The following is a 23,338-nucleotide window of genomic DNA, read 5'->3' as shown; positions in this document are numbered from 1 at the left end:
ATCGGACTTGACAAGGGTCTTACTAGTGTCCGAAATGGCCCGGGGCTGCCAGCGGCCCCGTGAAAGGCGAAACGTGACTCCTGCCACGACCAAGAAAACCCGGACGAAGAAGAGCGCCGAGGCCCCCGAGGTCGACGCGCAGGTCGAGGAGACGGCGGCCGAGAAGCCGGCGCCCAAGACCGCTGCACAGCGCGCCGCTGCCAAGCGCGCCCCCGCGAAGAAGAAGAAGTCGGACGACATCGTCGAAGAGGACGAGGCTCCCGTCGCCGGCGCGACCGACGAGGCGGACGAGGACGAAGAGGACTCGAAGCCGAAGTTCACCGAGCCGCTGCCGACCGGCGCTATCGTCATCTCGTCGAACGACGACGAGGACGTTCCGGTCTACTCCACGCAGATCACCGGTGCGACCGCCGACCCGGTCAAGGACTACCTGAAGCAGATCGGAAAGGTCGCGCTCCTGAACGCGGCCGAAGAGGTCGAGCTCGCGATGCGCATCGAGGCGGGCCTGTTCGCCGAGGAGAAGCTCTCCGCGATGTCGCCCGCCGAGAAGGCCGGCCAGCTCGGACTCGACCTGCAGTGGGTCGCGCGCGACGGCCAGCGCGCCAAGAGCCACCTGCTCGGTGCCAACCTGCGACTCGTCGTCTCGCTCGCGAAGCGCTACACCGGCCGCGGAATGCAGTTCCTGGACCTGATCCAGGAGGGCAACCTCGGTCTGATCCGCGCCGTCGAGAAGTTCGACTACACCAAGGGCTTCAAGTTCTCGACCTACGCGACCTGGTGGATCCGCCAGGCGATCACGCGCGCCATGGCCGACCAGGCCCGCACCATCCGCATCCCTGTGCACATGGTCGAGGTCATCAACAAGCTTGCCCGTGTGCAGCGGCAGATGCTCCAGGATCTGGGCCGCGAGCCCACTCCCGAGGAGCTCAGCCGCGAGCTCGACATGACGCCCGAGAAGGTCATTGAGGTGCAGAAGTACGGCCGCGAGCCGATCTCGCTGCACACTCCGCTCGGCGAAGACGGCGACAGCGAGTTCGGCGACCTGATCGAGGACACCGAGGCTGTCGTTCCGGCCGACGCGGTGGGGTTCACGATGCTTCAGCGTCAGCTCGAGCAGCTGCTCGACTCGCTGTCGGAGCGTGAGGCGGGCGTGATCCGCATGCGCTTCGGCCTCGGCGACGGACAGCCGAAGACGCTCGATCAGATCGGCGACACCTTCGGGGTGACCCGCGAGCGGATCCGTCAGATCGAGTCGAAGACCATGGCGAAGCTGCGCCACCCGAGCCGATCGCAGTCGCTGCGGGACTACCTCGAGTGATGCAGGCGAACGACGGCAAGGCGCTCGAGGCGAGCGTCGACGGGAAGAAGTACGCCCGCATCCCGCTCAAGACCCGCGTGGTGATGCCCGACGACGACCTCGACGCCATCGTGACCGAGTACGCGAAGGACGCCGTTCAGCCGGGTGACCTGCTGTTCGTGACCGAGAAGATCGTCGCGATCACGCAGGGCCGGTCGTACCGCCTCGACGAGATCACGCCGCGTCCGCTGGCGCGCTTCCTCTCGCGGTACGTCGTGCGGACGTCCTACGGCATCGGCCTCGGCATGCCCGAGACGATGGAGATGGCGCTCCGGGAGTGCGGCACGCTCCGCATCCTCTTCGCGGCGGGCGTCTCGGTCGTCACGAAGGCCTTCGGCCGGCGCGGTGACTTCTATCGCGTCGCCGGCGACAAGGCGCGGGCGATCGACGGCCCCACCAAGAACACGATCCCGCCGTACAACGAGGCCGTCGTGCTCGGGCCGAAGAATCCACGCGAGGTCGCCCAGCGGCTGCAGAAGCTCGTCGGCAGCACAGTCGACGTGGCGGTGGTCGACATCAACGACATCGGCGGGAACATCCTCGGATCCACCCTCGACAAGGCGGGTGAGCGCCGCCTCGTGCAGATCCTCGGCGACAACCCGCTCGGTCAGGCGCGTCAGTCCACGCCGATGGGGATCGTTCGCGTCGCGTGACGCGCGCCTCGCCGGCAGACAGCGCACACGACGAAGGCCCGGATACTCGGCATCCGGGCCTTGGTCGTGCTCGAGACGGGCGGGGAGTCAGAAGCCGATGGCCGCGCGGTACCGCGGCTTGTGACCGGTGCGGATGCCGGTCACGCTCGGCTTGTTCTCATAGACGCCGGCGCCCCAGTTGCCCTCGACGAGCACGGGGCCGTCCGGCGTGACGACGACGTCCCACCCGACGTACTGCACCTGCGGCACGACGCGGGCCGCCTGATCGACGAAGGTGCGCACCTCGTCCATCATCGGCAGCTGGAAGTCGGCGATCACGAAGCCTGAGTCGGGGTGCGTGACGTGTACGTGGCCGTGCGAATCGTAGCCGGGACCGACGGCGTGGCCGTCGTCGTCGAGCATCGTGTAGAAGCCGCCGAAGCTCATCTGGTCGCTGACCGCGCCACGGCCGAACTTCTGGGCGATGGCGAGGATGTGGGTCTTCTCTCCGTCGAAGAAGGCGGTGACGCGGGTGGTGTTGACGGTGCCGGGGCAGACGGCCGCGAGGTCGTCGTGCTGGCGGATGACCTCCTCGACGAGGACCTGCTTCTTCGACAGGAGCTCGGCGTGGAAGGCGTCCCAGTCGGTGACGTCGGCGGCGTGATAGCGATGCACGCCGGTGCCGGCCTGACCGTGGGTCTCCTTCACGACAATCGTTCCCTGGCGCTCTGTGAAGGCACGGAGCTCGTTGGCGTTGCCCTCGGTGATCAGCATCCACTCGCGCTTCAGGAGAGCATCGAACTTCCCGTTGAACTCCGCTTTGTCGTGAAACAGGTGGCGGTAGTCGGGGTGGTCGTACTGCTGAGAGATCTGGTTCGAGACCGGGTGCGTCATGTACGTGTCGCGCTCGGCCTTCGTGAGGATCGCGAAGTCGTAGTCGATGTAGTCCTGGAATCCGACATTGTGGCGTCCGGCGGACCAGAGCATATCGACCACCACGAGCGGCAGAGCCTTGCCGTGCTGCGCGGAGGCCTCTTTCGCGCGCTCGAGCACGGAGCCGACGTCGATGCGGCGCGCGCGCTCCAGCAGGTAGCGGACACGGGGCACAGGGGAAAAGCGCGACATGGATCTCCAAGTTCTTCGGTCGCTCCCAGTCTACGGGCGGCCCACCGGGCAACCTGGCAGCCCGGAGTTAGGCTGGACGGGTGCGTGATTCGACTTCCAGCTCCCTCCCGCAGGCCGTGATCTCGCGATCAGCGTTGGCGGCTGCGGCATCCGAAGCGGTGTCGCGAGGAGGGCGGATCGCAGATCTCCGACGCGATGCCTGGGGCCACGGGCTCGTCGGGGTCGCCCACGCAGTGGCCGCTGCCGGCGGTGAGGCGATGCTGGTCGACTCCGCCGCAGAGGCGGAGGCCCTGGCACTCGAGGGCATCGCCGCCGTGACGAGCGGCTCGGCCGACATCGACCCCGCTCTGCTCTACGGCCTGCCGGATGCCGACGGCACGGTGCGGACGCGGCCCGTGATGCGCCTCGTCGGCCGCGTGCTCTCGACGAAGCCGCTCAAGGCCGGGGATGCGGTGTCGTACGGCTACACCCATCGTGCGATCGCCGACACCACGGCGGCGCTCATCACCGGCGGCTACGCGCAGGGCATCGTCCGAGCGCTCGGGAACGCGGCGCACGTCGAGATCCGCGGCACGATGCGTCCGATCGTCGGGCGCGTCGCGATGGACGTCTGCGTCGTCGACGTGGAGAGCGCGGACGGGGCCGCGACCGGCGACGAGGTGACCTACTTCGGCGGCTCGGGGGCCGCAGGTCCCAACCTGGCCCGGTGGATCTCGGTCACGGGGCTGTCGGCGGGGGAGCTGATCGCCGTCGCCGGCGCGCACGCCGCCCGGAGGTGGGAGGCATGAGTCGCCCGGAGCTGCGACTCTCGACCGAGCGCCTGGCGTGGAACATCGCCGCGGTGCGCGACCGCATCGCCCCGTCCGAGCTCATGATGGTGCTGAAGGACGACGCGTACGGGCACGGGCTGGCCTGGGCCGTGGAGACCGGTCTCGCCGCAGGCGTCGACTGGTTCGGCGCGTACGACGTGTGCAGCGGAGTACGGGTGCGGGAGATCCTCGGAGCGCACGGACGCATCTTCGCGTGGGCGACCTCGGTCGACGACGAGATCGACGAGGCGCTGCGCCACGACATCGACCTCGGGGTCGGCTCTTCGGAGTACCTGTCGGCGGTCATTTCGAGGGCGACAGCGCTCGGCATCCGCGCGCGCATTCACCTCAAGATCGACACCGGACTGCACCGCAACGGCTTGCTGCCGGAGGAGTGGGAACAGACCATCGCGGATGTCCGCCGGGCGGAGGCGGTCGGAGCCGTGGCGCTCGTCGGCATCTGGAGCCACCTCGCGGAGGCCAGCGACGAGGAGGACGACGACGCTCGCCACGAGTTCCTGCGCGCGATCGAGATCAGCGGTCGGTCCGGCGAGGTGCCTGATGCGTTGCATCTGACGGCATCCGCCGCGTCCTGGTGGCGCCCCGAGCTGCGGGGCACGGTGGCGCGCGTCGGAGCCTTCTGCTACGGCATCCGCTCCGCCGACGGACCTGACCTCGAGGGCATCGCCCCCGTCGCCGAGCTGGTCGCGACGGTGACGGAGGTGCGCGGTGACGAGGTCACTGTCGCGATCGGGTCCTTCGACGGTATCCCGTCGCTGCTCGCCGGTTCGGCGATCGGCACACCCGCCGGGGCGCGCACTCTCGTGCGCGTCGGCGAGACGAGTTCGGCCGTCTCGATCTGGCCCGGCGCCGCTGTCGGGGACCCGGTCTGGATCTTCGGAGCCGGCGACCACGGGGAGTCGAGCGCGACGACCCTGGCCGAGCGGATCGGCACGGTCGGCGAGGAGATCCTCACGCGGCTGACCTCGCGCATCCGCCGGGTCGTCGTCGACTGACTCGGCACGAGCACAGACAGAAGGAGCCCGTCATTCGACGGGCTCCGTGTCGACTCGTGCGGGGTCGGCGGGTCAGACGGCGTCGACGAGACGCGAGGTCTCGTCGTGCCAGCTGGTGGCGACGCTGCGGAGCTTCTCCTCGTACTTGCGGCCGTGGTGCGCGCAGAAGAGAAGTTCGGAGCCATTGACCTCGGCCGCGATGTAGGCCTGAGCGCCGCAGGAATCGCATCGATCCATGGCGGTCAGGCGGAACTCGACGGCGGAGGTCTCACGTTCGGTCGTTGCGTTCATCTTCGGTGCCTCCTAGGTGTCGGGTTCGCTGGTGGGCGTGATCAATACAACCACGCTGCACCTGTATGCATGCCCGGTTGACGGCGTGTTTCGCTCGGAGCGTACGCGCCGGTCGTCGACTGGACGCGGAGTGGTCGTGTACGGGGAGTGTCGAGCGGCCGGTGTCCGCCCCCGAGAATAGAATCGGAGATTGTGACCGCCGAGTATTCCGCCCATCATCTCCAGGTGCTCGAAGGCCTCGAGGCCGTCCGCAAGCGCCCTGGCATGTACATCGGGTCGAACGGCTCCCCGGGTCTGATGCACTGTCTGTGGGAGATCATCGACAACGCCGTCGACGAGGCCGTCGCCGGCAATGGGTCGAAGATCGACGTCATCCTGCATGATGACGGCAGCGTCGAGGTGCACGACCGGGGGCGCGGCATCCCCGTCGACGTCGAGCCTCGCACCGGTCTGACCGGCGTCGAGGTCGTCTACACGAAGCTGCACGCCGGTGGGAAGTTCGGCGGCGGATCTTACGCGGCATCCGGCGGCCTGCACGGTGTGGGTGCCTCCGTCGTGAACGCGCTCTCGGAGCGCCTCGACGTCGAGGTCGACCGAGGCGGCAAGACCTACGCGATGTCGTTCCACCGCGGCGAGCCCGGCACCTTCGCCGACAAGGGGGAGAAGCGCCCGGACGCGCCGTTCACGCCGTTCGAGCAGAACAGCGAGCTGCGGGTCATCGGGAAGGCTCCGCGTGGCGTCACCGGAACGCGTGTGCGCTACTGGGCCGACCGTCAGATCTTCACGAAGGACGCGGCGTTCCAGCTGGGCGAGCTCGAGACGCGTGCGCGGCAGACGGCGTTCCTCGTTCCCGGCCTCGAGATCGTCGTGCGTGACGAGCGGGCGAAGGGCGACCACGCGGAAGGGGAGTCGAAGACCGACGAGACCTCGTACCTCTACGAGGGTGGCATCTCGGAGTTCGTCGAGTACCTCGCGACCGACGCGCCGGTGACCGACACCTGGCGTATCCAGGGTGAGGGGACCTTCACCGAGACCGTGCCGGTGCTGCAGGCGGACGGGCACATGGTGGCCACCGAGGTCGAGCGCGTGTGCGCCGTCGACATCGCGATGCGCTGGGGAACCGGCTACGACACGATCACCCGTTCCTTCGTCAACATCATCTCCACACCCAAGGGCGGCACGCATCAGCAGGGTTTCGAGCAGGAGCTGCTCAAGGTCCTGCGTGCGCAGGTCGAGCAGAACGCGCGTCGGCTCAAGGTCGGCAGCAACGACAAGCTGGAGAAGGACGACGTGCTCGCCGGTCTCACCGCCGTGCTCACCGTCAACGTGCCCGAGCCGCAGTTCGAAGGTCAGACCAAGGAGGTGCTCGGTACTCCGGCGGTGCGCCAGATCGTCGCTCAGGTGATCCGGAAGGACCTCGCGGCGCGCTTCGCGTCGACCAAGCGCGACGACAAGAGCCAGGCCACGCAGCTGCTCGACAAGATCGTCGCAGAGATGAAGGCGCGCGTCTCAGCGCGTGCTCACAAGGAGACGCAGCGGCGCAAGAACGCGCTCGAGTCCTCGACGCTGCCGACCAAGCTCGTCGACTGCCGCACGAACGACGTCGAGCGCAGCGAGCTCTTCATCGTCGAGGGCGACTCGGCTCTCGGCACGGCCAAGAACGCGCGGAACAGCGAGTTCCAGGCGCTCCTGCCGATCCGGGGCAAGATCCTCAACGTGCAGAAGGCGTCGGTCGGCGACATGCTGTCGAACGCCGAGTGCGCCTCGATCATCCAGGTGATCGGCGCCGGTTCAGGCCGGAGCTTCGACATCGACGCCGCACGCTACGGCAAGATCATCCTGATGAGCGACGCCGACGTCGACGGCGCGCACATCCGCACCCTGCTCCTGACGCTGTTCTACCGCTACATGCGGCCGCTCATCGAACACGGCCGAGTCTTCGCCGCGGTGCCGCCGCTGCACCGCGTGATCGTCATCAATCCCGGCTCGAAGCCGAACGAGACGATCTACACCTACAGCGAGCAGGAGATGCACGCGCTCCTCGCCAAGCTCCGCAAGGCGGGCAAGCGGTGGCACGAACCGATCCAGCGCTACAAGGGTCTCGGGGAGATGGATGCCGAGCAGCTGGCCTCCACGACCATGGACCGCGGCGGTCGCCTGCTGCGTCGAGTGCGCATGGAGGATGCCGAGGCCGCCGGCCGCGTGTTCGAGCTGCTCATGGGCAACGAAGTCGCGCCGCGGCGCGAGTTCATCATCGACTCGTCGGGTCGGCTGTCTCGCGAGTCGATCGACGCCTGATCGCCGAGCGGTAGACCTCGACGAGCGCATCGCGATGCGTGGCCTGCGCCACGCTCTCGCGCTGAGCGACGGCGGCGCGGCTCAGCGCGGTGATGCGGGTCGGGTCGTCGCGAAGGTCTGAGAGCGCCGCGCTCAGCCCCGCGGCATCCGGTGAATCCGTCACGATGCCCGCGCCGGTCGGGAAGGTCTCCACGAGGTCGGGATCGGCGACGACCACGGGGAGACCGGACGCGACGGCCTCGAGGATCACCATCGGCTGATTGTCGAAGTCGAGCGAGCTGGAGACCAGCACGTGCGCATCGCGCATGGCTTTCAGGACCAGGGACTGGGGCACGGCGCCGTGAACCGTCAGACGGTCGTCGTCGATGCGCGCGGCCGAGCGGGCCACCGATGCGCGGGAGATGCCGTCTCCGAACATGTGCGCCACGATGCCGGGAGTCCGATGCACGGCGTCGACGAACACGTCGGGACGCTTCTCCGGGGACAGGCGGCCGCACCACATCACCTGCAGCGGCTCGGCGGCGGTGGGCTCACGCACGGCGGGCATGCCGACGGCACCCAGTACCGTGTCCTCGAGTCCGTTGGAGAGGACCGTCAGCGGCGTGTGAACGCCCTGCGCGACGAGCTTCTCGGCGAAGTGCGAGGACGGGACGATGACGTGGTCGGCGTTATTGGCCTGACTCACCATCAGCCGCCACATGCGCCTGGCCTGGCGTGTGCGGGCGTACGGTGCTCTCGCATCGGTCGCCGCGCGGTCGTGCGGCATCCGGCGACGGTGCAGGGCCGCTAGCAGCGCGGTCGTGACAGACGGCAGGGGCAGCACCGAGCGCGTGTACACGTCGATGCGGCCGTGCATCGTCTGCACCACGGGGATGCCGAGGGCACGAGCCGCCTCGAAGCCGGCGAGCGCGGCGAACATCTCCGTGTGCACGTGGATGACGTCGGCGCGGAGGTCGCGCAGCGCGTCGTTCAGGGAGGTCGCCGCTGCGGTGGGTGGCCACGTGAACGGGTATCCGTCCGGTGCGAATCCGCGAGCCGTGGGAAGCCGGATGATCCGTGGGTCCGTGCTCGGGGACGCCAGCGGCGCGAAGACGAAGACATCGTGCCCCGCCTGTTCCAGTGCCTCCCGATGGGCCTTGATGACGGTCTGCACGCCGCCGAGTGTCGGCAGGTAGTAGTCGGTCACCATGGCGATGCGCATCCGACCACACTAGGGCCGCTAGGGTGAAGGTCATGTCCGGAGCCCGCGTGCTGGTGACGGGGGCGACGGGGTTCCTCGGCGGCTATGTCCTGCGCGATCTGCGCGACCATGGGTTCGAGGTGTTCGCCGCGGGGCGGAACGCCTCCCGACTGGGCGACCTCGTCGATGAGGTCCATCGTGTGCCTGGAGATCTCGCGTCGCTGAGATCGCGCGAGCTGCCGGTGGATGCCGTCATCCACTGCGCTGCCCTGTCGACGCCGTGGGGGAGGTGGTCGGAGTTCCGGCAGGCGAACGTCGACGGCGCCGCGCACGTCGCGGAGTTCGCCCGACGCAACGGAGCGCGTCGAGTCGTGCACGTGTCGTCGCCGAGCATCTACGCCGCGGCACGGGACCGGACGGACATCCGTGAGCGCGATGTCAACACCGGCAACCGGCTCAACGGGTACATCCGGTCGAAGATCCTCGCCGAGCAGCTGCTGCAGAGCGCTCGGCGTCGTGACGAGATCAGGGAACTCGTCATCGTTCGTCCGCGAGGACTCATCGGCGTCGGCGACCCCAGCCTCGTCCCGCGGCTGCTCGACGTGCACGCCCGATTCGGGGTGCCGCTCTTCGACGGTGGACAGAATCTCATCGACGTCACCGCAGTCGAGAACGTCGCGTCGGCGCTGCGGCTCGCCCTCACTGCGGGCGATCCGAACGGGGGTGTGTACAACGTCACGAACGGGGAGCCCAGGCCGTTCCGGGATCTCCTCGAACGGCTGCTCGCGCTCGCGGGCGCGCAGCCGCGCTTCCGCGTCGCGAATCGGCGGGCGGCCTGGGCGGCGGCGGCATCGCTGGAGGCGGTCTGCCGCATCCTGCCGGGTCGACCGGAGCCGGCCCTGACGCGCTACACGCTGAGCACCATCGCGTATTCGCAGACGCTCGACATCTCCCGCGCCAGGAGGGATCTCGGCTACGTGCCGACCGTGACGCTGGACGATGCCCTCGCGGCTGTCGCCGCCGACCTTCGGAGCGCGGCATGAACCGGCGTCTGCGGCACTACGTCTGCGGCAGCACCTCGCACGACCTCGCCGCGATGTTCCGCGGCGCGCCGCGCGAGCGACGCCGGTTCCCATCCGGCGTGTTCCTCTACGACGGAGAGAACGGGCGACGCGTCCTCTTCGACACCGGCTACGCCACCGGGGAATGGCGCACCGGATGGCGCGGCTCCGTGTATCGGCGGCTCCTGCCGCCACGCGTCGATGACGAGGACGACGTGGCCGCGCGACTGCGCGAGGACGGGGTCGACCCGGCATCCGTCACGCACGTCGTGCTGTCTCATCTGCATCCCGACCACGTGGGCGGTGTACGGCGGTTCCCCGGGGCGACGTTCGTCGTGAGCGAAGGGATGCTGCGTACGCTCGCCACACCGACCCTGCGCAGCGGCGTCTTGACCGGTCTGCTGCCCGAGTGGTTCGGTGATGCCGCCGTGCGGGTCCTCTGCGACGACGAGTTCTCCTCGAGGGAGGTCGGCGGGGTCGAGATCTTCGCGGTCGACCTCTTCGGCGACGACCAGTACCTGCTCGTCGATCTCCCCGGCCACGCCGACGGGCACCTGGGCGCGCTCGTCGACGGCCGCGTCCTGCTCGCGGGGGACGCCGCGTGGGGGAGCGACCTGCTCCCGAAGGCGCAGCGTCTTCGCGCGGTCCCCCGCGCTGTGCAGTTCGACGCCGACGCGTATCTGCGGACCGCGCGCACGGTCTCGCTCCTCGCCGACGCCGGCGTGAACGTCGTCTGCAGTCACGATCCGCTCCGCGAGAGAGACCTGCTGGACTGATGTCGACCCTTCGCATCCTGAGAGAGTTCGCCGCCGTGCGGTGGCTCAGACCGCTGCGATCACGTCGGGCGGTCGACAGGCGTCAGCGCCGTCTGCTGAAGCGGCATCTTCGCTTCCTGCGCCGGCGGTCGCCGTACTTCCGCGACCTTCTGGCCGACCGCACCTTCGACGCACTCCCTCTCATGGACAAGCGTGTCATGATGGCGCACTTCGACGCCATGAACACCGTCGGAGCGAGACGGGACGAGGCGCTCGAGCTCGCGATCGCGAACGAGCGGTCACGCGAGTTCGACGCCGATCTCGGCGCGAACTCGGTCGGGCTCTCCAGCGGGACGAGCGGTCATCGCGGGCTCTTCCTCGTCAGCCCGGCAGAGCGCGACGCGTGGGTCGGCACCGTGCTCGCCCGGACTCTGCCTCGCGGCAACCTGCTCGGTCATCGCATCGCGCTCTTCCTCCGTGCGGACAACACCCTGTACGAGTCCGTCCGCTCGCGCGCCGTCTCGTTCCGCTACTTCGACGTGTACGCCGACATGGCCGGCAACGTCGCGCGGCTGCAGCAGTATCGACCGACCATCCTCGTCGCGCCGCCCTCGGTGCTGCGCGTGATCGCCGAGGCTGCGCAGGCGGGAGCGTTCGACGTCGTGCCGCAGAAGGTCTACTCCGTCGCGGAGGTGCTCGAGCTCGCCGACGCCGACCGGATTCGCAAGGCCCTTCGACAGCCCGTTCTTCACCAGCTCTACCAGTGCACCGAGGGATTCCTCGCCCACACCTGCGAACACGGCGTGATCCACCTCAACGAGGACGCGGTGCTGTTCGAGCGGGAGCCGCTGGATGCCGAGCGCTTCGTCCCGATCGTGACCGATCTGCGGCGGCGAGCCCAGCCGATCGTGCGCTATCGGCTCGGCGACGTGCTGCGCGCGAAGGCCGAGCGGTGCTCCTGCGGCAGTGCCCTGGCCGCCATCGACCGCATCGAGGGCCGCGAGGGCGACACCCTTCTGTTCCGCGGACGGGAGGGCGGCGCGGTGCCCGTGTTCGCCGACGTCATGGCACGGGCCCTGCTCTTCGCCGAGGGCTTCGACGAGTACCGGGTCGTGCAGACCGCCGCGTCGCGACTCGAGATCGCGCTCGACGTGGTGAATGATCGATCGCGGCGCAGCGTCGTCGCGGAGGTCGACGGTCTGGCCGACCGGCTCGACTGCGAACGACCGGAGGTCGTGTTCGTGCGGTATGAGCGCGACCCGGCGGTGAAGCTGCGCCGCGTGGTGCGGGACTGGGGGAGCGGAACGGGATGAGGAACTGCGAGATCGTCGGTTGGGGGACATCGCTGCCAGAGCGGACCGTGCGATTCGGCGACGAGGTGCGGTATCGCATCTCCGATGACGTGTCCCACCTCGACCTGCTCGTCGAGGCGGCGGAGCGCGCGCTGGCGAAGGCCGGAATCGCCGCCGACGAGATCGACCTGGTGATCGGGGCCTCCGCGGCCGGGGTCCAGCCCATCCCGTGCACGGCCGCGCTGGTGCTCGAGCGCCTCACTCTCACCGGTCACGCCGCCGCCTTCGATGTGAACTCGACCTGCACGAGCTTCATCACCGCGGTCGACGTCGCCTCCCGATACCTCGACACAGGCGACGCGGAGACGGTGCTCATCGTCTCGGGCGATGTCGGGTCCCGGTTCCTCAACCCCGCCCAGCGCGAGAGCTACGAGCTCTTCAGCGATGCGGGCGCGGCCGTGGTGCTCCGTCGCTCCGCCGGCCCGGCGACGGGGGTGATCGCGAGTGCGCAGCGCACGTGGCCGACGTACGCCCACGACACCGAGATCCGCGGCGGCCTGTCGCGTTCCCCTGCGCAGGCTTACGCGGATGCCGAGCCCGCGGACTACCTGTTCGACATGGACGGCAGACGTGCGCTGCTGGCGATGATGCGCGTGCTGCCCGACTTCTTCGCGGACTTCCACGACCGCTCCGGCATCGCCTACGACGACATCGCGCTCTGGGTGCCCCACCAGGCGTCGGCGGCGCTCGGTCCGATGCTCGACCGCCTCGGCATCCCCGCCGATCGTCGGATCGACGAGGTGACGGGGTTCGGGAACATGGTGTCCGCCTCCGTCCCGTTCATGCTCGCGCGAGCGCTCGATGCGGGACGTATCGGCCGTGGCGATACCGTCATCCTCTGCGGCACGGCGGCAGGGCTCACCGCGAACATCCTCGCACTCCGACTTTGAAAGGACCGCGCTGAGAGTCGTCTCGGAGAACACAGCGTCCCCGGACTCCGGACCGGTCAGATCAGAGTGCGTCCGATGCTGCCGATCACGCCGTCGACCGGCTGGCCGGACGCGTCGCGACGAGCGCCGGCGTCGGGCAGCTTGCGGACCGCTCCGGTGGGGTCGACCGCCTGCGCCGGCGCCGGGCCCACCCAGGCGACCGTGAGACGATCCTCACCCTTCAGGAAGGCGTGGGCGCGCACGCCGCCGGTGGCACGACCCTTCGCCGGGTACTCGGCGAAGGCGGAGACCTTCACCCGCCCCGGGTCGGTCCCGGGCAGAGCGCTCTCGGCGCCCGAGACGGTCGCGACGACGGCATCCGTTCCGGGCGAGACCGCGCCGAAGAACAGCACCGAGGCTCCCGAGCCGAGTTTGACGCCGGCCATGCCGCCCGCCGGAGCGCCCTGGGGGCGCACGGTCGAGGCGGAGAAGCGCAGCAGCTGCGCGTCTGTGGTCACGAACACGAGCTCGGCGTCGTCGGCGGCCTCTGCCGCCCCGACGATCGTGTCACCGGGCTTCATGCCGATCACCTCGATGTGCGGACGCACCGGGAGAGCGGACGGGACGATGCGCTTGACCGTTCCCTGGGCCGTGCCGATCGCGATCGGGGTGTCGCTGTCGAACCGCACGAAGCCGAGGATGCGCTCACCGCGCGTGGTGATCCCCAGATAGTCGCGCAGCGGCGTGCCGGCGGCGAGCTGCACCGACGACGAGGGGACCGACGGGAGATCGACGGGGGAGAACCGCAGGACGCGGCCTTCGGTCGTGAGCGCGCCGATCTCGCCGCGCACTGTGGTGTCGATGGTCGCGAGGATCGCGTCATGCTTGCTGCGACGGGTCGGGGCGGTGAGCTGCTGTCCCTCCGCGAGGTCGACCCGTACGGCGCGACCCGTCGTCGACAGGACGAGGACGGTCGGCGCGTCGGCGATCTGCAGATCGACTGCGCCCTTCGTCGATCGCGGCTTCGGCGGGGCGGCGTTCATCAGCAGGGTGCGACGCGGCGTGCCGTAGGCGTCGGCGACGGCATCCAGCTCCTTCGCCACCGCCGCGCGCAGAAGCACGTCGCTGCCGAGCAGCTCGCGAAGCGAGGCGATCTCGGCCTGCAGCGCGTCACGCTCGCTCTCGAGCTCGATGCGCGAGAACTTCGTCAGACGGCGCAGACGCAGTTCGAGGATGTACTCCGCCTGCGGCTCGCTGAGGTCGAAGACGGTGCGCAGCCGCGTTCGCGCCTGCTCGGAGTCATCGGACGAGCGGATGACCTGGATGACCTCGTCGATGTCGAGGATCGCGATGAGCAGTCCCTCGACGAGGTGCAGACGCTCTTCGCGCCGGGCGAGCCGATAGCGGCTCCGGCGCGTGATGACCTCGATGCGGTGGCTCACGTAGACGCTGAGCATCTCCTTGAGGCCGAGCGTGCGCGGCTGTCCATCGACGAGTGCGACGTTGTTGATGCTGAACGAGTCCTCGAGCGGAGTGAGCCGGTAGAGCTGTTCCAGCACAGCGTTCGGGTCGAAGCCGGTCTTGATGCCGATCGCGACCCGGAGGCCGTGGTTGCGGTCGGTGAGATCGGTGACGTCGCTGATGCCCTGGAGCTTCTTCGACTGCACGGCGTCACGGATCTTCTCGATGAGGCGTTCGGGGCCGACCATGTAGGGGAGCTCGGATACGACGATGCCGGTGCGCCGCGGCCCGAGGGACTCCACCGACACCTTGCCGCGCACCTTGAGCGCGCCGCGCCCGTTGGTATAGGCGTCCTTCACTCCGTCGAGTCCCATGAGGATGCCGCCGGAGGGGAAGTCGGGACCGGGGACGAACTCCATGAGCTCCTCGGTCGTGGCATCAGGATGCTCGAGAAGGTGCGTCGCTGCGGCCACGACCTCGATGAGATTGTGCGGTGCCATGTTCGTCGCCATGCCGACCGCGATGCCGCTCGCGCCGTTCACGAGGAGATTCGGGAAAGCGGCGGGCAGCACCGCCGGCTGCTGGAACTGTCCGTCGTAGTTCGGGATGAAGTCGACGACGTCCTCGTCGAGATCCTGGGTGAGCGCGGTCGCCGGAGCGGCCAGCCTGGCCTCGGTATAGCGGGCGGCGGCAGGGCCGTCGTCGAGCGAGCCGAAATTGCCGTGTCCATCGACGAGCGGGACGCGGAGCGCCCAGTCCTGAGCAAGGCGCACCAACGCGTCGTAGATCGCGGAGTCGCCGTGCGGATGCAGCTTTCCCATCACCTCGCCGACGACGCGCGCGCTCTTGACGTGTCCGCGATCGGGGCGCAGACCCATCTCAGCCATCTGGAAGAGGATGCGCCGCTGCACCGGCTTGAGACCGTCGCGCGCGTCGGGCAGAGCCCGGGAGTAGATCACGGAGTAGGCGTACTCGAGGAAGGACCCCTGCATCTCACTCTCGAGATCGATCTCCTGGATTCTCTCCGGGGCGAGCTCGGGCGGCGGGGTCTTCGGCATGGCCATCCTGGGTGATGCGGGGCTGAGGGCGTGGCGGAGCCTGTGTCAGACTGGCTCGGATGTCCCTCATGCTACCGCCCGAGTCGCTCGCAACCCGGAGCGTCGTCGGGGTGGCGGGCGAGCTGTTCGCCGCACTCCGCGGCGAATCGAAGGCCCTGCCGCGCGCTGAGTCCGTCGTCCTCGTGCTCATCGACGGTCTGGGCGCCATCACCCTTCGCGCGCACGCAGGGCACGCCCGATCGCTCACGGCGGGGATGGCCAAGAAGGACGTCGCGCACACCGTGTTCCCGTCGACCACCGCCGCGGCGCTCACCAGCCTGCTGACGGGGGTCTGGCCGGGGGAGCACGGCCTCGTCGGATACCGGGTGCTCGACCGTGAGCGCGACCTGCTCGTCAATCAGCTGTCCGGGTGGGAGAGCGAGGGCATCGACCCACTCGCGTGGCAGCCGGCCGCGACGGTGTTCGAGCGCGCATCCGCCGACGGGCGCCGGGCATTCGCGGTCGGTGTCGCCGCCTACGCTCGCAGCGGGTTCACCCGTGCCACCCTGCGCGGCGCCGAGTTCGTGTCGGCGGAGGCTCCGGCGGACCGGGTGCGCGTCGCGTACGACCTCGCCGAACGGCATCCCGGCTCCCTCGTGTACTGCTACCTGCCGGAGGTCGACAAGGCGGGTCACCGGCACGGCGTCGACTCGCCGCACTGGATCGCCGCGCTCGAGGAGCTCGATTCAGCGCTCTCCGTGCGAGTGCCTCCTGGCGTCGGCGTGATCGTCACCGCGGACCACGGCATGGTCGACGTGCCCGCGCACCGACAGGTCGTGCTCGAAGCCGAGCACCTCGAGGGAGTGCGGCACCTCGGCGGCGAGCCGCGGATGCTGCACGCCTATCTCGAACCGGATGCGGATGCCGCGGCGGTGACGGCGCGGTGGCGCAGCGACCTCGAGGGGTTCGCGGACGTGGGAACGCGCGAAGATGCGGTCAGGGCGGGACTCTTCGGACCGGTGGTGACGGATGCCGCGGCATCCCGCATCGGCGACGTCCTCATCGTCTCCCGAGGGAACGTCGCGGTGTACGACGGGACCGCTGCGGACCAGCGGAACCGGGGCATGGTCGGACAGCACGGTGCTCTGACCCCGGAGGAGCGTCAGGTCCCGCTGCTGCGTCTGGGAGCTTTCGCCCGCTGACGTCAGGCCGTCACTCGTCGGTGCGGGCTCCGAAGACGATCTCATCCCAGGACGGCATGGCGTTGCGGCGTCGACGCCGGCTGCCGCCGTCGTTCGCCGGCTCCGGGGAGGGCTCGGGCTCCGGCTCCTCCTGCGGCTGCTCGGGCACTTCTAAGGCATCGAAGAGCGCGATCGGATTCGAGTCCGTCTCGTCCTCGTCGGTCTCCTCGAGCAGCGGCGCGGCTTCGCGCTGGCCGCGGCGGCGACGGAGGGCCTCGAGGAGGTCGGCGGTCTCGGGGCTGGTGCTCGTCGACTCCGGTGCGCGCTTGGTCGCGGCATCCTGCACCGCGGACGACGATCGCTCCGGCTGCGACGACTCCTCGCCCTCGGCGTCGACCGGCGGGGTCGGAACGAGACGCGGGCCGAAGGCGCCGGAGTCGAACCGGCTGTCGTCCTTGTACGGCGAGGTGGTGCGCTCGGACTCCACGGCACGGAGGCGGGGGATGAGACCCTCGGGCAGCGATCCCTGGCGCGACAGCTGCGTGGCGTCCGCGTTCAGCGGCGCGAGGGCGCTGCGACGAGGATCGAACGACCAGCGGGCGTCGTGCTCGACCTCGTTCGCGGTGAACTCGAGCTTGATGATCCAGGTGCGATCCTCCTTCCAGCTCGCCCAGCGCTCGGCCGATGCCTCGACGTCGGCGAGCTTCGCGCGGATCGCGGTGCCGAAGGTGGGCTGCGCATCCGGTTCGACGTCGCTGCCGATGAGGACGGGCACGGCGAGCGCCTGCCCGATCACGTGCTCGCGCTCCGCGAGGACGGGACCTTCGAAGCGCTCGACGTCCTCGACGTCGATGCCGAGCAGCTCGGCGACCTCGGGTGCTGTCAGCCCCGCGCGGATCTGCGCCTGGATGTCGCGAGGGCTGGCCGCGAGACGCTGCGTCGCCGGCTCGCTCTGTCTCGTCGCCCGACGGATCTCCCTGTGCAGGACGTCGTCGATGGGCAGCGCGAACCGCTCGCCCGACTCGGTGGCGAGTACCAGGACCCCTGCTTCGGTGCCGACGATGGTGACGTTTTCCATGCGAATGCCCCTCTTGTGGCTGTGCGTTCATGCTGTCACGCGGCGGCCGTCCGACGGGGGAATACAGCGGGCGTGCCGCGAGTTTGCTCTGTCGCACCCGCGGGCATTTGCTTATTCACCCACGGTCGTGCAAACTATGGCCGCCGATTACCCCGACGGCGCACCACCCACTCGCATGAAAGTGGAGATTCTCCATATGGCAACCGACTACGACGCTCCCCGCAAGAGTGAAGACGACTCCGAGTCGATCGAAGCCCTCAAGGAGCGTGTGCCGGACAAGAACTCCGGCTCCACGGGAGACGAGGATGCGGACAACCCGTCCAGCTTCGACCTCCCCGGTGCCGACCTGTCCGACCTCGAGCTCGATGTCGTCGTGCTGCCCGCGCAGCAGGACGAGTTCACCTGCATGAGCTGCTTCCTCGTGAAGCACCGCTCCCAGCTCGACCACGAGGGGCCCGACGGCCCCATCTGCAAGGAGTGCGCTGCCTGAGCGCATCCGAGCGAGACGTGCGCGCCCCCGACTTCGGTCAGGGGCGCGTTGTCGTTTCGGGGCCGACCGCGCCGCCGGGTCAGGAGCGCGCGGCCTCGATCGCGGCGGCGAGACGGTCGGGCGTGCGGGTCGAGATGGTCCAAGCCGTGACCGGATCGTCAGGGTCGACGTTCGGCACCACGACGACGCCGTCGATGCCCCCGCGGACCAGGTGCCAGCCGCGTGCGGGAAGAGCCGGGCCACGGGCCTGGCGCGCCTCTTCGCCGGTGAGCGGCACGGGCCGGCCGAGGTGGTGCACCTCGATGTGCGCGCGTCCCGCGCGGAGCTCGTCGCCCTCGACCGAGACGACGGGCGTGAGCGCTATCGCCCCGGCGACCAGCAGCGCCGAGACGGCGACGCCGATCGCGAGAGCCACCGTCGATCCGGCGGGGATGAAGATGAGAGCGACCATCGGTCCGGCGAGAGCGATCGTCACGAGCAACCAGAGGCTCGGCGACAGCCGCTCGCGGTAGCGGACTCGCGCGTCGGGGGCGGTGTTCTGCATTAGCCTCGTGGGGTGACTGATTCCGTGGATGTCCCCATTATCGCGTCTGTCGTGCCCGGCTACGCCCATCCGGGCGATGCGGGAGCGGATCTGGTCGCCGCCGAGGCCGTGCATCTCGCCCCGGGGGAGCGCGCTCTCGTCGCGACCGGCGTGCGGATCGCGCTGCCGGAGGGGTACGCCGCCTTCGTCGTGCCGCGCAGCGGACTCGCGGCCAAGCACGGCATCTCGATCGTCAACTCTCCCGGAACCGTCGATGCGGGCTACCGCGGCGAGATCAAGGTGAGTCTGATCAACACCGACATCCACAGCGCGTACGATGTGGCCGTCGGCGACCGCATCGCGCAGCTGATCGTCATGCCCGTGACCCGAGCCACGTTCATCCCGGTCGAAGAGCTGCCCGAGAGCGTCCGCGGCGAAGGCGGCTTCGGCTCGACCGGCTACCAGGCAGGAACCCACTCGACCCCGGCAGGACAGGTCCATGACTGACAACAACGCGACTCCCTCGAAGTCCGCACCCGCGAACCGCGCGACCGACGGGCCGTTCGACGACTCCGAGGCCAACCCGGTCCGCCCGTACATCGATCTCGGCGGCATCAAGATCCTGCCGCGCGAGGGGCTGAACCTGCGTCTCGAGGTCGAGGAGCAGTCCAAGCGCATCGTCGCTGTCGGTCTCGACTATGCCGAGTCGTCGCTGCAGGTGCAGCCGTTCGCGGCGCCGCGATCCGGCGGTCTGTGGGACGAGACGCGCGTGCAGCTCCGCGACCAGGTCCGAGCGCAGGGTGGCCGCGTCGAGGAGCGCGAGGGTCCCCTGGGCAAGGAGCTGCTCGCCGAGGTGCCTGCGCCCGCCAGTGAGGGCTCCGAGCTTCGACTCGCGCGCTTCATCGGCATCGACGGCCCCCGCTGGTTCCTGCGCGGCGTGATCGGCGGAGCCGCGGCATCCGACCTCGATGCCGCAGCGAAGGTCGAGGACCTGTTCCGCTCGATCGTGGTCGTGCGCGGAGGCGCGCCGATGCCGCCGCGCGACCTCATCCCGCTGAAGATGCCGGCGACTCCGGGCTCGGCGTGAGCACGCCGCTGACCCCGCCGGCGCCCGAGCCCGAACGCGAGCAGAGCGCGTCAGAGGTCCTCGGTGCCGCGCTCGGAGGTGCTGCGCGCCGCGCGGGCCTCGATCCCGCGACGTCGGGGGCGACCCGTCAGGTCGTCTGGTCGGCGATCGGGGGCGTGCGCGGCATCCTGGAATCCGTCCTGCCGAGCCTCGCATTCGTCATCATCTTCACCGTCCGCCCCGAGCCGCTGATCCTCTCCTTGGGTGTCTCGGTCGGTCTCGCCGCTGTCTTCACGGTGGTCCGGCTGCTGCAGAAGTCGCCGCCGTCCGCCGCGATCGGCGGCCTCGTGGCAGCCGCCGCTGCTGCGGGCCTCGCGCTGTTCACCGGACGCGGCGCCGACAACTTCGTCCCCGGCCTCATCACGAACGCCGCGTACGGCACGGCGATGCTCGTATCGGCGCTGATCGGCTGGTCGCTCATCGGCCTCGCGGTCGGATTCCTCATGGGCGAGGGTACCGCCTGGCGGAAGGACCGCCGCAAGCGCCGGGCCTTCCTCTGGCTCGGAGTCGCGTGGGCCGCGCTCTTCTTCGCCCGTCTCGCCGTGCAGCTGCCGCTCTATCTCGCGAACGAGGTTGCCGTGCTCGGCACCCTCAAGCTCATCATGGGACTCCCGCTGTTCGCACCGCTCATCGCGGTCACCTGGCTCGTCGTGCGTGCGCTGTATCCGCGCGCGCCGCAGGCGGAGAAGCCGTCTCAGTCGTGATAGATTTATCTTGACATCAAGATAAATTGCAGGCTTCCGCCCATGGGTCGAGCGGAGCAGACTGGTTAGGTCTGCCTTGCTAGCCGCAGGGGCTCGCTGGCGAGCAAGATGGAGGCGCCTGTCGCCCCCATCCGAATAGAAGGAGACGGATTCGTGTCCACGGTGAACAGCTTCGGTGCCAAGAGCACCCTGACGGTCGGCAGCACCGACTACGAGATCTTCCGCATCGACACGGTGCCGGGTTTCGACAAGCTCCCCTTCAGCCTCAAGGTCCTCCTCGAGAACCTGCTTCGCACCGAGGACGGCGCGAACGTCACCAAGGCGCAGATCGAGGCTCTCGGATCGTGGGATGCCGCGGCCGAACCCAACACCGAGATCCAGTTCACGCCGGCGCGTGTGGTCATGCAGGACTTCACCGGTGTGCCCTGCATCGTCGACCTCGCCACGATGCGCGAGGCCGTCACGGCCCTCGGCGGCGATGCCAACAAGATCAACCCGCTCTCGCCCGCCGAGATGGTGATCGACCACTCCGTCATCGCCGACCTCTTCGGCTCGGAGAACGCGCTCGAGCGCAACGTCGAGATCGAGTACGAGCGCAACGGCGAGCGGTACCAGTTCCTCCGCTGGGGCCAGACGGCCTTCAGCGACTTCAAGGTCGTCCCGCCCGGGACCGGCATCGTGCACCAGGTGAACATCGAGCACCTGGCCAAGGTCATCTACGACCGCACCGTCGACGGCGTGCTGCGCGCGTACCCCGACACCTGCGTCGGCACCGACTCGCACACGACGATGGTCAACGGCCTCGGCGTGCTCGGCTGGGGCGTCGGCGGCATCGAGGCCGAGGCTGCGATGCTCGGCCAGCCCGTGTCGATGCTCATCCCGCGCGTCGTGGGCTTCAAGCTCTCCGGCGACATCCCCGCCGGTGTGACCGCGACCGATGTGGTGCTCACGATCACCGACATGCTGCGCAAGCACGGCGTCGTCGGCAAGTTCGTCGAGTTCTACGGCGAGGGTGTCGCGTCGGTGCCGCTCGCCAACCGAGCGACCATCGGCAACATGAGCCCGGAGTTCGGCTCGACCGCCGCGATGTTCCCGATCGACGACGTCACCCTCGACTACCTGCGCCTCACCGGCCGCAGCGAGGAGGCCGTCGCGCTCGTCGAGGCGTACGCCAAGGAGCAGACGCTCTGGCACGACGCCTCGAAGGAGCCGGTGTTCAGCGAGTACCTCGAGCTCGACCTCGGCACCGTCGTGCCGTCGATCGCCGGACCGAAGCGCCCGCAGGACCGCATCCTTCTCTCCGACGCCAAGTCGCAGTTCGAGCAGGACATCCTGAGCTACGCCACGGCCTCCACGTCGGACGACGTGGTCGACCTGGAGTCGAAGCACTCGTTCCCGGCATCCGATCCGGGCAACGTTCCCGGCGAGGAGGAGCCGCGCACCACGCGCCCCGTGCACATCAACAGCGGCGCGCCGGTCAACGCGTCGAACCCGGTTCCCGTCACCACGCCGTCCGGCGAGAAGTACATCCTCGACAACGGCGCCGTGACGCTCGCCGCGATCACGTCGTGCACCAACACCTCGAACCCGTCGGTCATGATCGCCGCCGGGCTCGTCGCCCGCAAGGCGCTCGAGAAGGGCCTGAAGCAGAAGCCGTGGGTCAAGACGACCCTCGGCCCGGGCTCGAAGGTCGTCACCGACTACTACGAGAAGTCCGGCCTCGACAAGGACCTCGAGGGTCTCGGCTTCTACACGGTCGGCTACGGCTGCACGATCTGCATCGGAAACTCCGGTCCGCTCATCGAAGAGGTCTCCGAGGCGATCAACTCGCACGACCTCGCCGTGACCGCCGTTCTCTCGGGCAACCGCAACTTCGAGGGCCGCATCAGCCCCGACGTGAAGATGAACTACCTCGCGAGTCCGCCGCTGGTCATCGCCTACGCCCTCGCCGGATCGATGCACTTCGACTTCGAGAAGGACGCGCTCGGCAAGGGCTCCGACGGTCAGGACGTGTTCCTGAAGGACATCTGGCCCACGCCCGACGAGGTGCAGGAGATCGTCGACTCGTCGATCTCTCGCGAGCAGTTCATCAAGCAGTACGCGACCGTCTTCGACGGCGACGAGCGCTGGCGCAGCCTCCCCACCCCCGAGGACGACACCTTCCAGTGGGATGAGAACTCGACATACGTTCGCAAGGCTCCGTACTTCGACGGCATGAAGATGGAGCTCACCCCGGTGAAGGACATCGAGGGTGCGCGCGTCATGGCCACGCTCGGCGACTCGGTCACGACCGACCACATCTCGCCCGCGGGAAACATCAAGCCCGGCACGCCTGCCGCCCAGTACCTCACCGAGCACGGCGTCGACCGCAAGGACTTCAACTCCTTCGGCTCGCGCCGCGGCAACCACGAGGTGATGATCCGCGGTACTTTCGCGAACATCCGCCTGAAGAACCTCATGGTCTCGGCCGTCAACGACGGTCAGGTCGTGGAGGGTGGCTACACCCGCGACTTCACGCAGCCGGGCGGCCCGCAGTCGTACATCTACGACGCGAGCATGAACTACCAGGCTCAGGGAACGCCGCTCGTCATCTTCGGCGGCAAGGAGTACGGCTCCGGATCTTCGCGCGACTGGGCGGCCAAGGGCACCAGCCTCCTGGGCGTCAAGGCCGTCATCACCGAGAGCTTCGAGCGCATCCACCGCTCGAACCTCATCGGCATGGGTGTCGTCCCGCTGCAGTTCCCCGCCGGTGAGAGCTGGGAGTCGCTCGGTCTCGACGGAACGGAGATCGTCTCCATCACCGGTCTCGAGGAGCTCAACAACGGCGTCACGCCGAAGACCGTCAAGGTCACGGCGACGCCGAGCGAGCACTCGCCCGAGGGCAAGCAGGTCGTCGAGTTCGACGCGGTCGTCCGCATCGACACCCCCGGTGAGGCCGACTACTACCGCAACGGCGGCATTCTGCAGTACGTGCTGCGTTCGCTGGTCTGATC

21 protein-coding genes are annotated in these 23,338 nt (G+C 69.0%); 15 read left to right on the top strand and 6 right to left on the bottom strand.

Features of this window, described 5'->3' with window-relative positions:
* Positions 1-34: 34 nt before the first annotated feature.
* Positions 35-1,318 (top strand): RNA polymerase sigma factor, encoded by a 1,284-nt coding sequence (locus M3195_RS12260; protein ID WP_285885976.1) that lies wholly within the window; start codon positions 35-37, stop codon positions 1,316-1,318.
* Positions 1,318-2,010 carry a coenzyme F420-0:L-glutamate ligase gene (locus M3195_RS12255; RefSeq protein ID WP_251587925.1) on the top strand — a complete coding sequence of 231 codons (693 nt, stop codon included), beginning with the start codon at positions 1,318-1,320 and terminating at the stop codon, positions 2,008-2,010. The genes M3195_RS12260 and M3195_RS12255 overlap by 1 nt, the downstream gene beginning before the upstream one ends.
* Before the next feature lie 87 nt (positions 2,011-2,097).
* Here M3195_RS12255 and M3195_RS12250 read toward each other — a convergent pair whose 3' ends face one another.
* Positions 2,098-3,114 carry a sugar-transfer associated ATP-grasp domain-containing protein gene (locus M3195_RS12250; RefSeq protein ID WP_251587923.1) on the bottom strand — a complete coding sequence of 339 codons (1,017 nt, stop codon included), beginning with the start codon at positions 3,112-3,114 and terminating at the stop codon, positions 2,098-2,100.
* Between the two features lie 80 nt (positions 3,115-3,194).
* On the opposite strand from M3195_RS12250, the gene M3195_RS12245 reads away from it, so the two are divergent.
* Entirely contained in the window at positions 3,195-3,902 is a 708-nt protein-coding gene (locus M3195_RS12245; RefSeq protein ID WP_251587921.1) for an alanine racemase, read from the top strand.
* Entirely contained in the window at positions 3,899-4,939 is a 1,041-nt protein-coding gene (locus M3195_RS12240; RefSeq protein WP_251587919.1) for an alanine racemase, read from the top strand. Before M3195_RS12245 ends, M3195_RS12240 begins: the two co-directional genes overlap by 4 nt.
* Before the next feature lie 72 nt (positions 4,940-5,011).
* On the opposite strand, the gene M3195_RS12235 is transcribed toward M3195_RS12240, so the two are convergent.
* Positions 5,012-5,230, bottom strand: coding sequence for a DUF7455 domain-containing protein (locus M3195_RS12235; RefSeq protein WP_251587917.1), 219 nt, complete (start codon positions 5,228-5,230; stop codon positions 5,012-5,014).
* A gap of 192 nt (positions 5,231-5,422) precedes the next feature.
* Here M3195_RS12235 and M3195_RS12230 point away from each other — a divergent pair, with 192 nt between their 5' ends.
* Positions 5,423-7,528, top strand: coding sequence for a DNA gyrase/topoisomerase IV subunit B (locus M3195_RS12230; protein WP_251587915.1), 2,106 nt, complete (start codon positions 5,423-5,425; stop codon positions 7,526-7,528).
* On the opposite strand, the gene M3195_RS12225 is transcribed toward M3195_RS12230, so the two are convergent.
* Positions 7,482-8,729, bottom strand: coding sequence for a glycosyltransferase (locus M3195_RS12225; RefSeq protein WP_251587912.1), 1,248 nt, complete (start codon positions 8,727-8,729; stop codon positions 7,482-7,484). The genes M3195_RS12230 and M3195_RS12225 overlap by 47 nt on opposite strands.
* A 32-nt stretch (positions 8,730-8,761) precedes the next feature.
* Between M3195_RS12225 and M3195_RS12220 the strand changes: the two genes are divergently transcribed.
* The 4 genes from M3195_RS12220 to M3195_RS12205 are packed head-to-tail and all read left to right on the top strand — an operon-like array spanning position 8,762 to position 12,766.
* A complete protein-coding gene (locus M3195_RS12220) occupies positions 8,762-9,751 on the top strand; it encodes an NAD-dependent epimerase/dehydratase family protein (protein WP_251587911.1) in 990 nt (329 codons plus the stop codon).
* Positions 9,748-10,545: an MBL fold metallo-hydrolase gene (locus M3195_RS12215; protein ID WP_251587909.1), complete on the top strand. Its 798-nt coding sequence runs from the start codon at positions 9,748-9,750 to the stop codon at positions 10,543-10,545. Before M3195_RS12220 ends, M3195_RS12215 begins: the two co-directional genes overlap by 4 nt.
* The gene (locus M3195_RS12210) at positions 10,545-11,837 is read left to right on the top strand and encodes a F390 synthetase-related protein (RefSeq protein ID WP_251587907.1); all 1,293 of its coding nucleotides are present in this window, start codon (positions 10,545-10,547) and stop codon (positions 11,835-11,837) included. The genes M3195_RS12215 and M3195_RS12210 overlap by 1 nt, the downstream gene beginning before the upstream one ends.
* Positions 11,834-12,766, top strand: a complete 933-nt coding sequence (locus M3195_RS12205) for a 3-oxoacyl-ACP synthase III family protein (RefSeq protein WP_251587905.1) — start codon at positions 11,834-11,836, stop codon at positions 12,764-12,766. Before M3195_RS12210 ends, M3195_RS12205 begins: the two co-directional genes overlap by 4 nt.
* A 56-nt stretch (positions 12,767-12,822) precedes the next feature.
* On the opposite strand, the gene M3195_RS12200 is transcribed toward M3195_RS12205, so the two are convergent.
* Positions 12,823-15,264 (bottom strand): DNA gyrase/topoisomerase IV subunit A, encoded by a 2,442-nt coding sequence (locus M3195_RS12200; RefSeq protein WP_251587904.1) that lies wholly within the window; start codon positions 15,262-15,264, stop codon positions 12,823-12,825.
* Positions 15,265-15,323: 59 nt separating this feature from the next.
* Between M3195_RS12200 and M3195_RS12195 the strand changes: the two genes are divergently transcribed.
* A complete protein-coding gene (locus tag M3195_RS12195) occupies positions 15,324-16,445 on the top strand; it encodes an alkaline phosphatase family protein (RefSeq protein ID WP_308211591.1) in 1,122 nt (373 codons plus the stop codon).
* A 10-nt stretch (positions 16,446-16,455) separates the two neighbouring features.
* Here the strand turns inward: M3195_RS12195 and sepH are convergent, their stop codons facing one another.
* Positions 16,456-17,502, bottom strand: coding sequence for a septation protein SepH (gene sepH / locus M3195_RS12190; RefSeq protein ID WP_251587903.1), 1,047 nt, complete (start codon positions 17,500-17,502; stop codon positions 16,456-16,458).
* A gap of 196 nt (positions 17,503-17,698) precedes the next feature.
* Between sepH and M3195_RS12185 the strand changes: the two genes are divergently transcribed.
* On the top strand, positions 17,699-17,992 hold the full coding sequence (locus tag M3195_RS12185) for a DUF4193 domain-containing protein (protein ID WP_096715394.1): 294 nt from the start codon (positions 17,699-17,701) through the stop codon (positions 17,990-17,992).
* A 79-nt stretch (positions 17,993-18,071) separates the two neighbouring features.
* On the opposite strand, the gene M3195_RS12180 is transcribed toward M3195_RS12185, so the two are convergent.
* Complete coding sequence (locus M3195_RS12180; RefSeq protein WP_251587902.1) at positions 18,072-18,536, bottom strand: DUF3093 family protein; 465 nt, start codon at positions 18,534-18,536, stop codon at positions 18,072-18,074.
* Positions 18,537-18,548: 12 nt separating this feature from the next.
* Between M3195_RS12180 and dut the strand changes: the two genes are divergently transcribed.
* The 4 genes from dut (at position 18,549) to M3195_RS12160 (ending at position 23,336) form a co-directional block, all read left to right on the top strand.
* Positions 18,549-19,022: a dUTP diphosphatase gene (gene dut / locus M3195_RS12175; protein WP_251587900.1), complete on the top strand. Its 474-nt coding sequence runs from the start codon at positions 18,549-18,551 to the stop codon at positions 19,020-19,022.
* On the top strand, positions 19,015-19,602 hold the full coding sequence (locus M3195_RS12170) for a DUF3710 domain-containing protein (RefSeq protein ID WP_096715391.1): 588 nt from the start codon (positions 19,015-19,017) through the stop codon (positions 19,600-19,602). Before dut ends, M3195_RS12170 begins: the two co-directional genes overlap by 8 nt.
* Entirely contained in the window at positions 19,599-20,345 is a 747-nt protein-coding gene (locus M3195_RS12165) for a DUF3159 domain-containing protein (RefSeq protein WP_251587898.1), read from the top strand. The genes M3195_RS12170 and M3195_RS12165 overlap by 4 nt, the downstream gene beginning before the upstream one ends.
* 108 nt (positions 20,346-20,453) lie before the next feature.
* Entirely contained in the window at positions 20,454-23,336 is a 2,883-nt protein-coding gene (locus M3195_RS12160; protein ID WP_251587896.1) for an aconitate hydratase, read from the top strand.
* The last annotated feature ends 2 nt before the right edge of the window (positions 23,337-23,338 follow it).

Source organism: Microbacterium hydrocarbonoxydans (assembly GCF_023715885.1).
Classification (GTDB): Bacteria; Actinomycetota; Actinomycetes; order Actinomycetales; family Microbacteriaceae; genus Microbacterium; species Microbacterium hydrocarbonoxydans_C.
Note: the sequence above shows the minus strand (reverse complement) of the source record. Positions and strands in the feature narration are given on the sequence as shown.

Coding starts and splice junctions, on each gene's coding strand:
- M3195_RS12260 (WP_285885976.1), top strand. CDS start 35: ATGGCCCGGGGCTGCCAGCGGCCCCGTGAAAGGCGAAACGTGACTCCT.
- M3195_RS12220 (WP_251587911.1), top strand. CDS start 8,762: ATGTCCGGAGCCCGCGTGCTGGTGACGGGGGCGACGGGGTTCCTCGGC.
- M3195_RS12170 (WP_096715391.1), top strand. CDS start 19,015: ATGACTGACAACAACGCGACTCCCTCGAAGTCCGCACCCGCGAACCGC.
- M3195_RS12160 (WP_251587896.1), top strand. CDS start 20,454: ATGGAGGCGCCTGTCGCCCCCATCCGAATAGAAGGAGACGGATTCGTG.
- M3195_RS12195 (WP_308211591.1), top strand. CDS start 15,324: ATGTCCCTCATGCTACCGCCCGAGTCGCTCGCAACCCGGAGCGTCGTC.
- M3195_RS12200 (WP_251587904.1), bottom strand. CDS start 15,264: ATGCCGAAGACCCCGCCGCCCGAGCTCGCCCCGGAGAGAATCCAGGAG.
- M3195_RS12225 (WP_251587912.1), bottom strand. CDS start 8,729: ATGCGCATCGCCATGGTGACCGACTACTACCTGCCGACACTCGGCGGC.
- M3195_RS12235 (WP_251587917.1), bottom strand. CDS start 5,230: ATGAACGCAACGACCGAACGTGAGACCTCCGCCGTCGAGTTCCGCCTG.
- M3195_RS12240 (WP_251587919.1), top strand. CDS start 3,899: ATGAGTCGCCCGGAGCTGCGACTCTCGACCGAGCGCCTGGCGTGGAAC.
- M3195_RS12185 (WP_096715394.1), top strand. CDS start 17,699: ATGGCAACCGACTACGACGCTCCCCGCAAGAGTGAAGACGACTCCGAG.
- M3195_RS12215 (WP_251587909.1), top strand. CDS start 9,748: ATGAACCGGCGTCTGCGGCACTACGTCTGCGGCAGCACCTCGCACGAC.
- M3195_RS12210 (WP_251587907.1), top strand. CDS start 10,545: ATGTCGACCCTTCGCATCCTGAGAGAGTTCGCCGCCGTGCGGTGGCTC.
- M3195_RS12205 (WP_251587905.1), top strand. CDS start 11,834: ATGAGGAACTGCGAGATCGTCGGTTGGGGGACATCGCTGCCAGAGCGG.
- M3195_RS12250 (WP_251587923.1), bottom strand. CDS start 3,114: ATGTCGCGCTTTTCCCCTGTGCCCCGTGTCCGCTACCTGCTGGAGCGC.
- M3195_RS12255 (WP_251587925.1), top strand. CDS start 1,318: ATGCAGGCGAACGACGGCAAGGCGCTCGAGGCGAGCGTCGACGGGAAG.
- M3195_RS12180 (WP_251587902.1), bottom strand. CDS start 18,536: ATGCAGAACACCGCCCCCGACGCGCGAGTCCGCTACCGCGAGCGGCTG.
- sepH (WP_251587903.1), bottom strand. CDS start 17,502: ATGGAAAACGTCACCATCGTCGGCACCGAAGCAGGGGTCCTGGTACTC.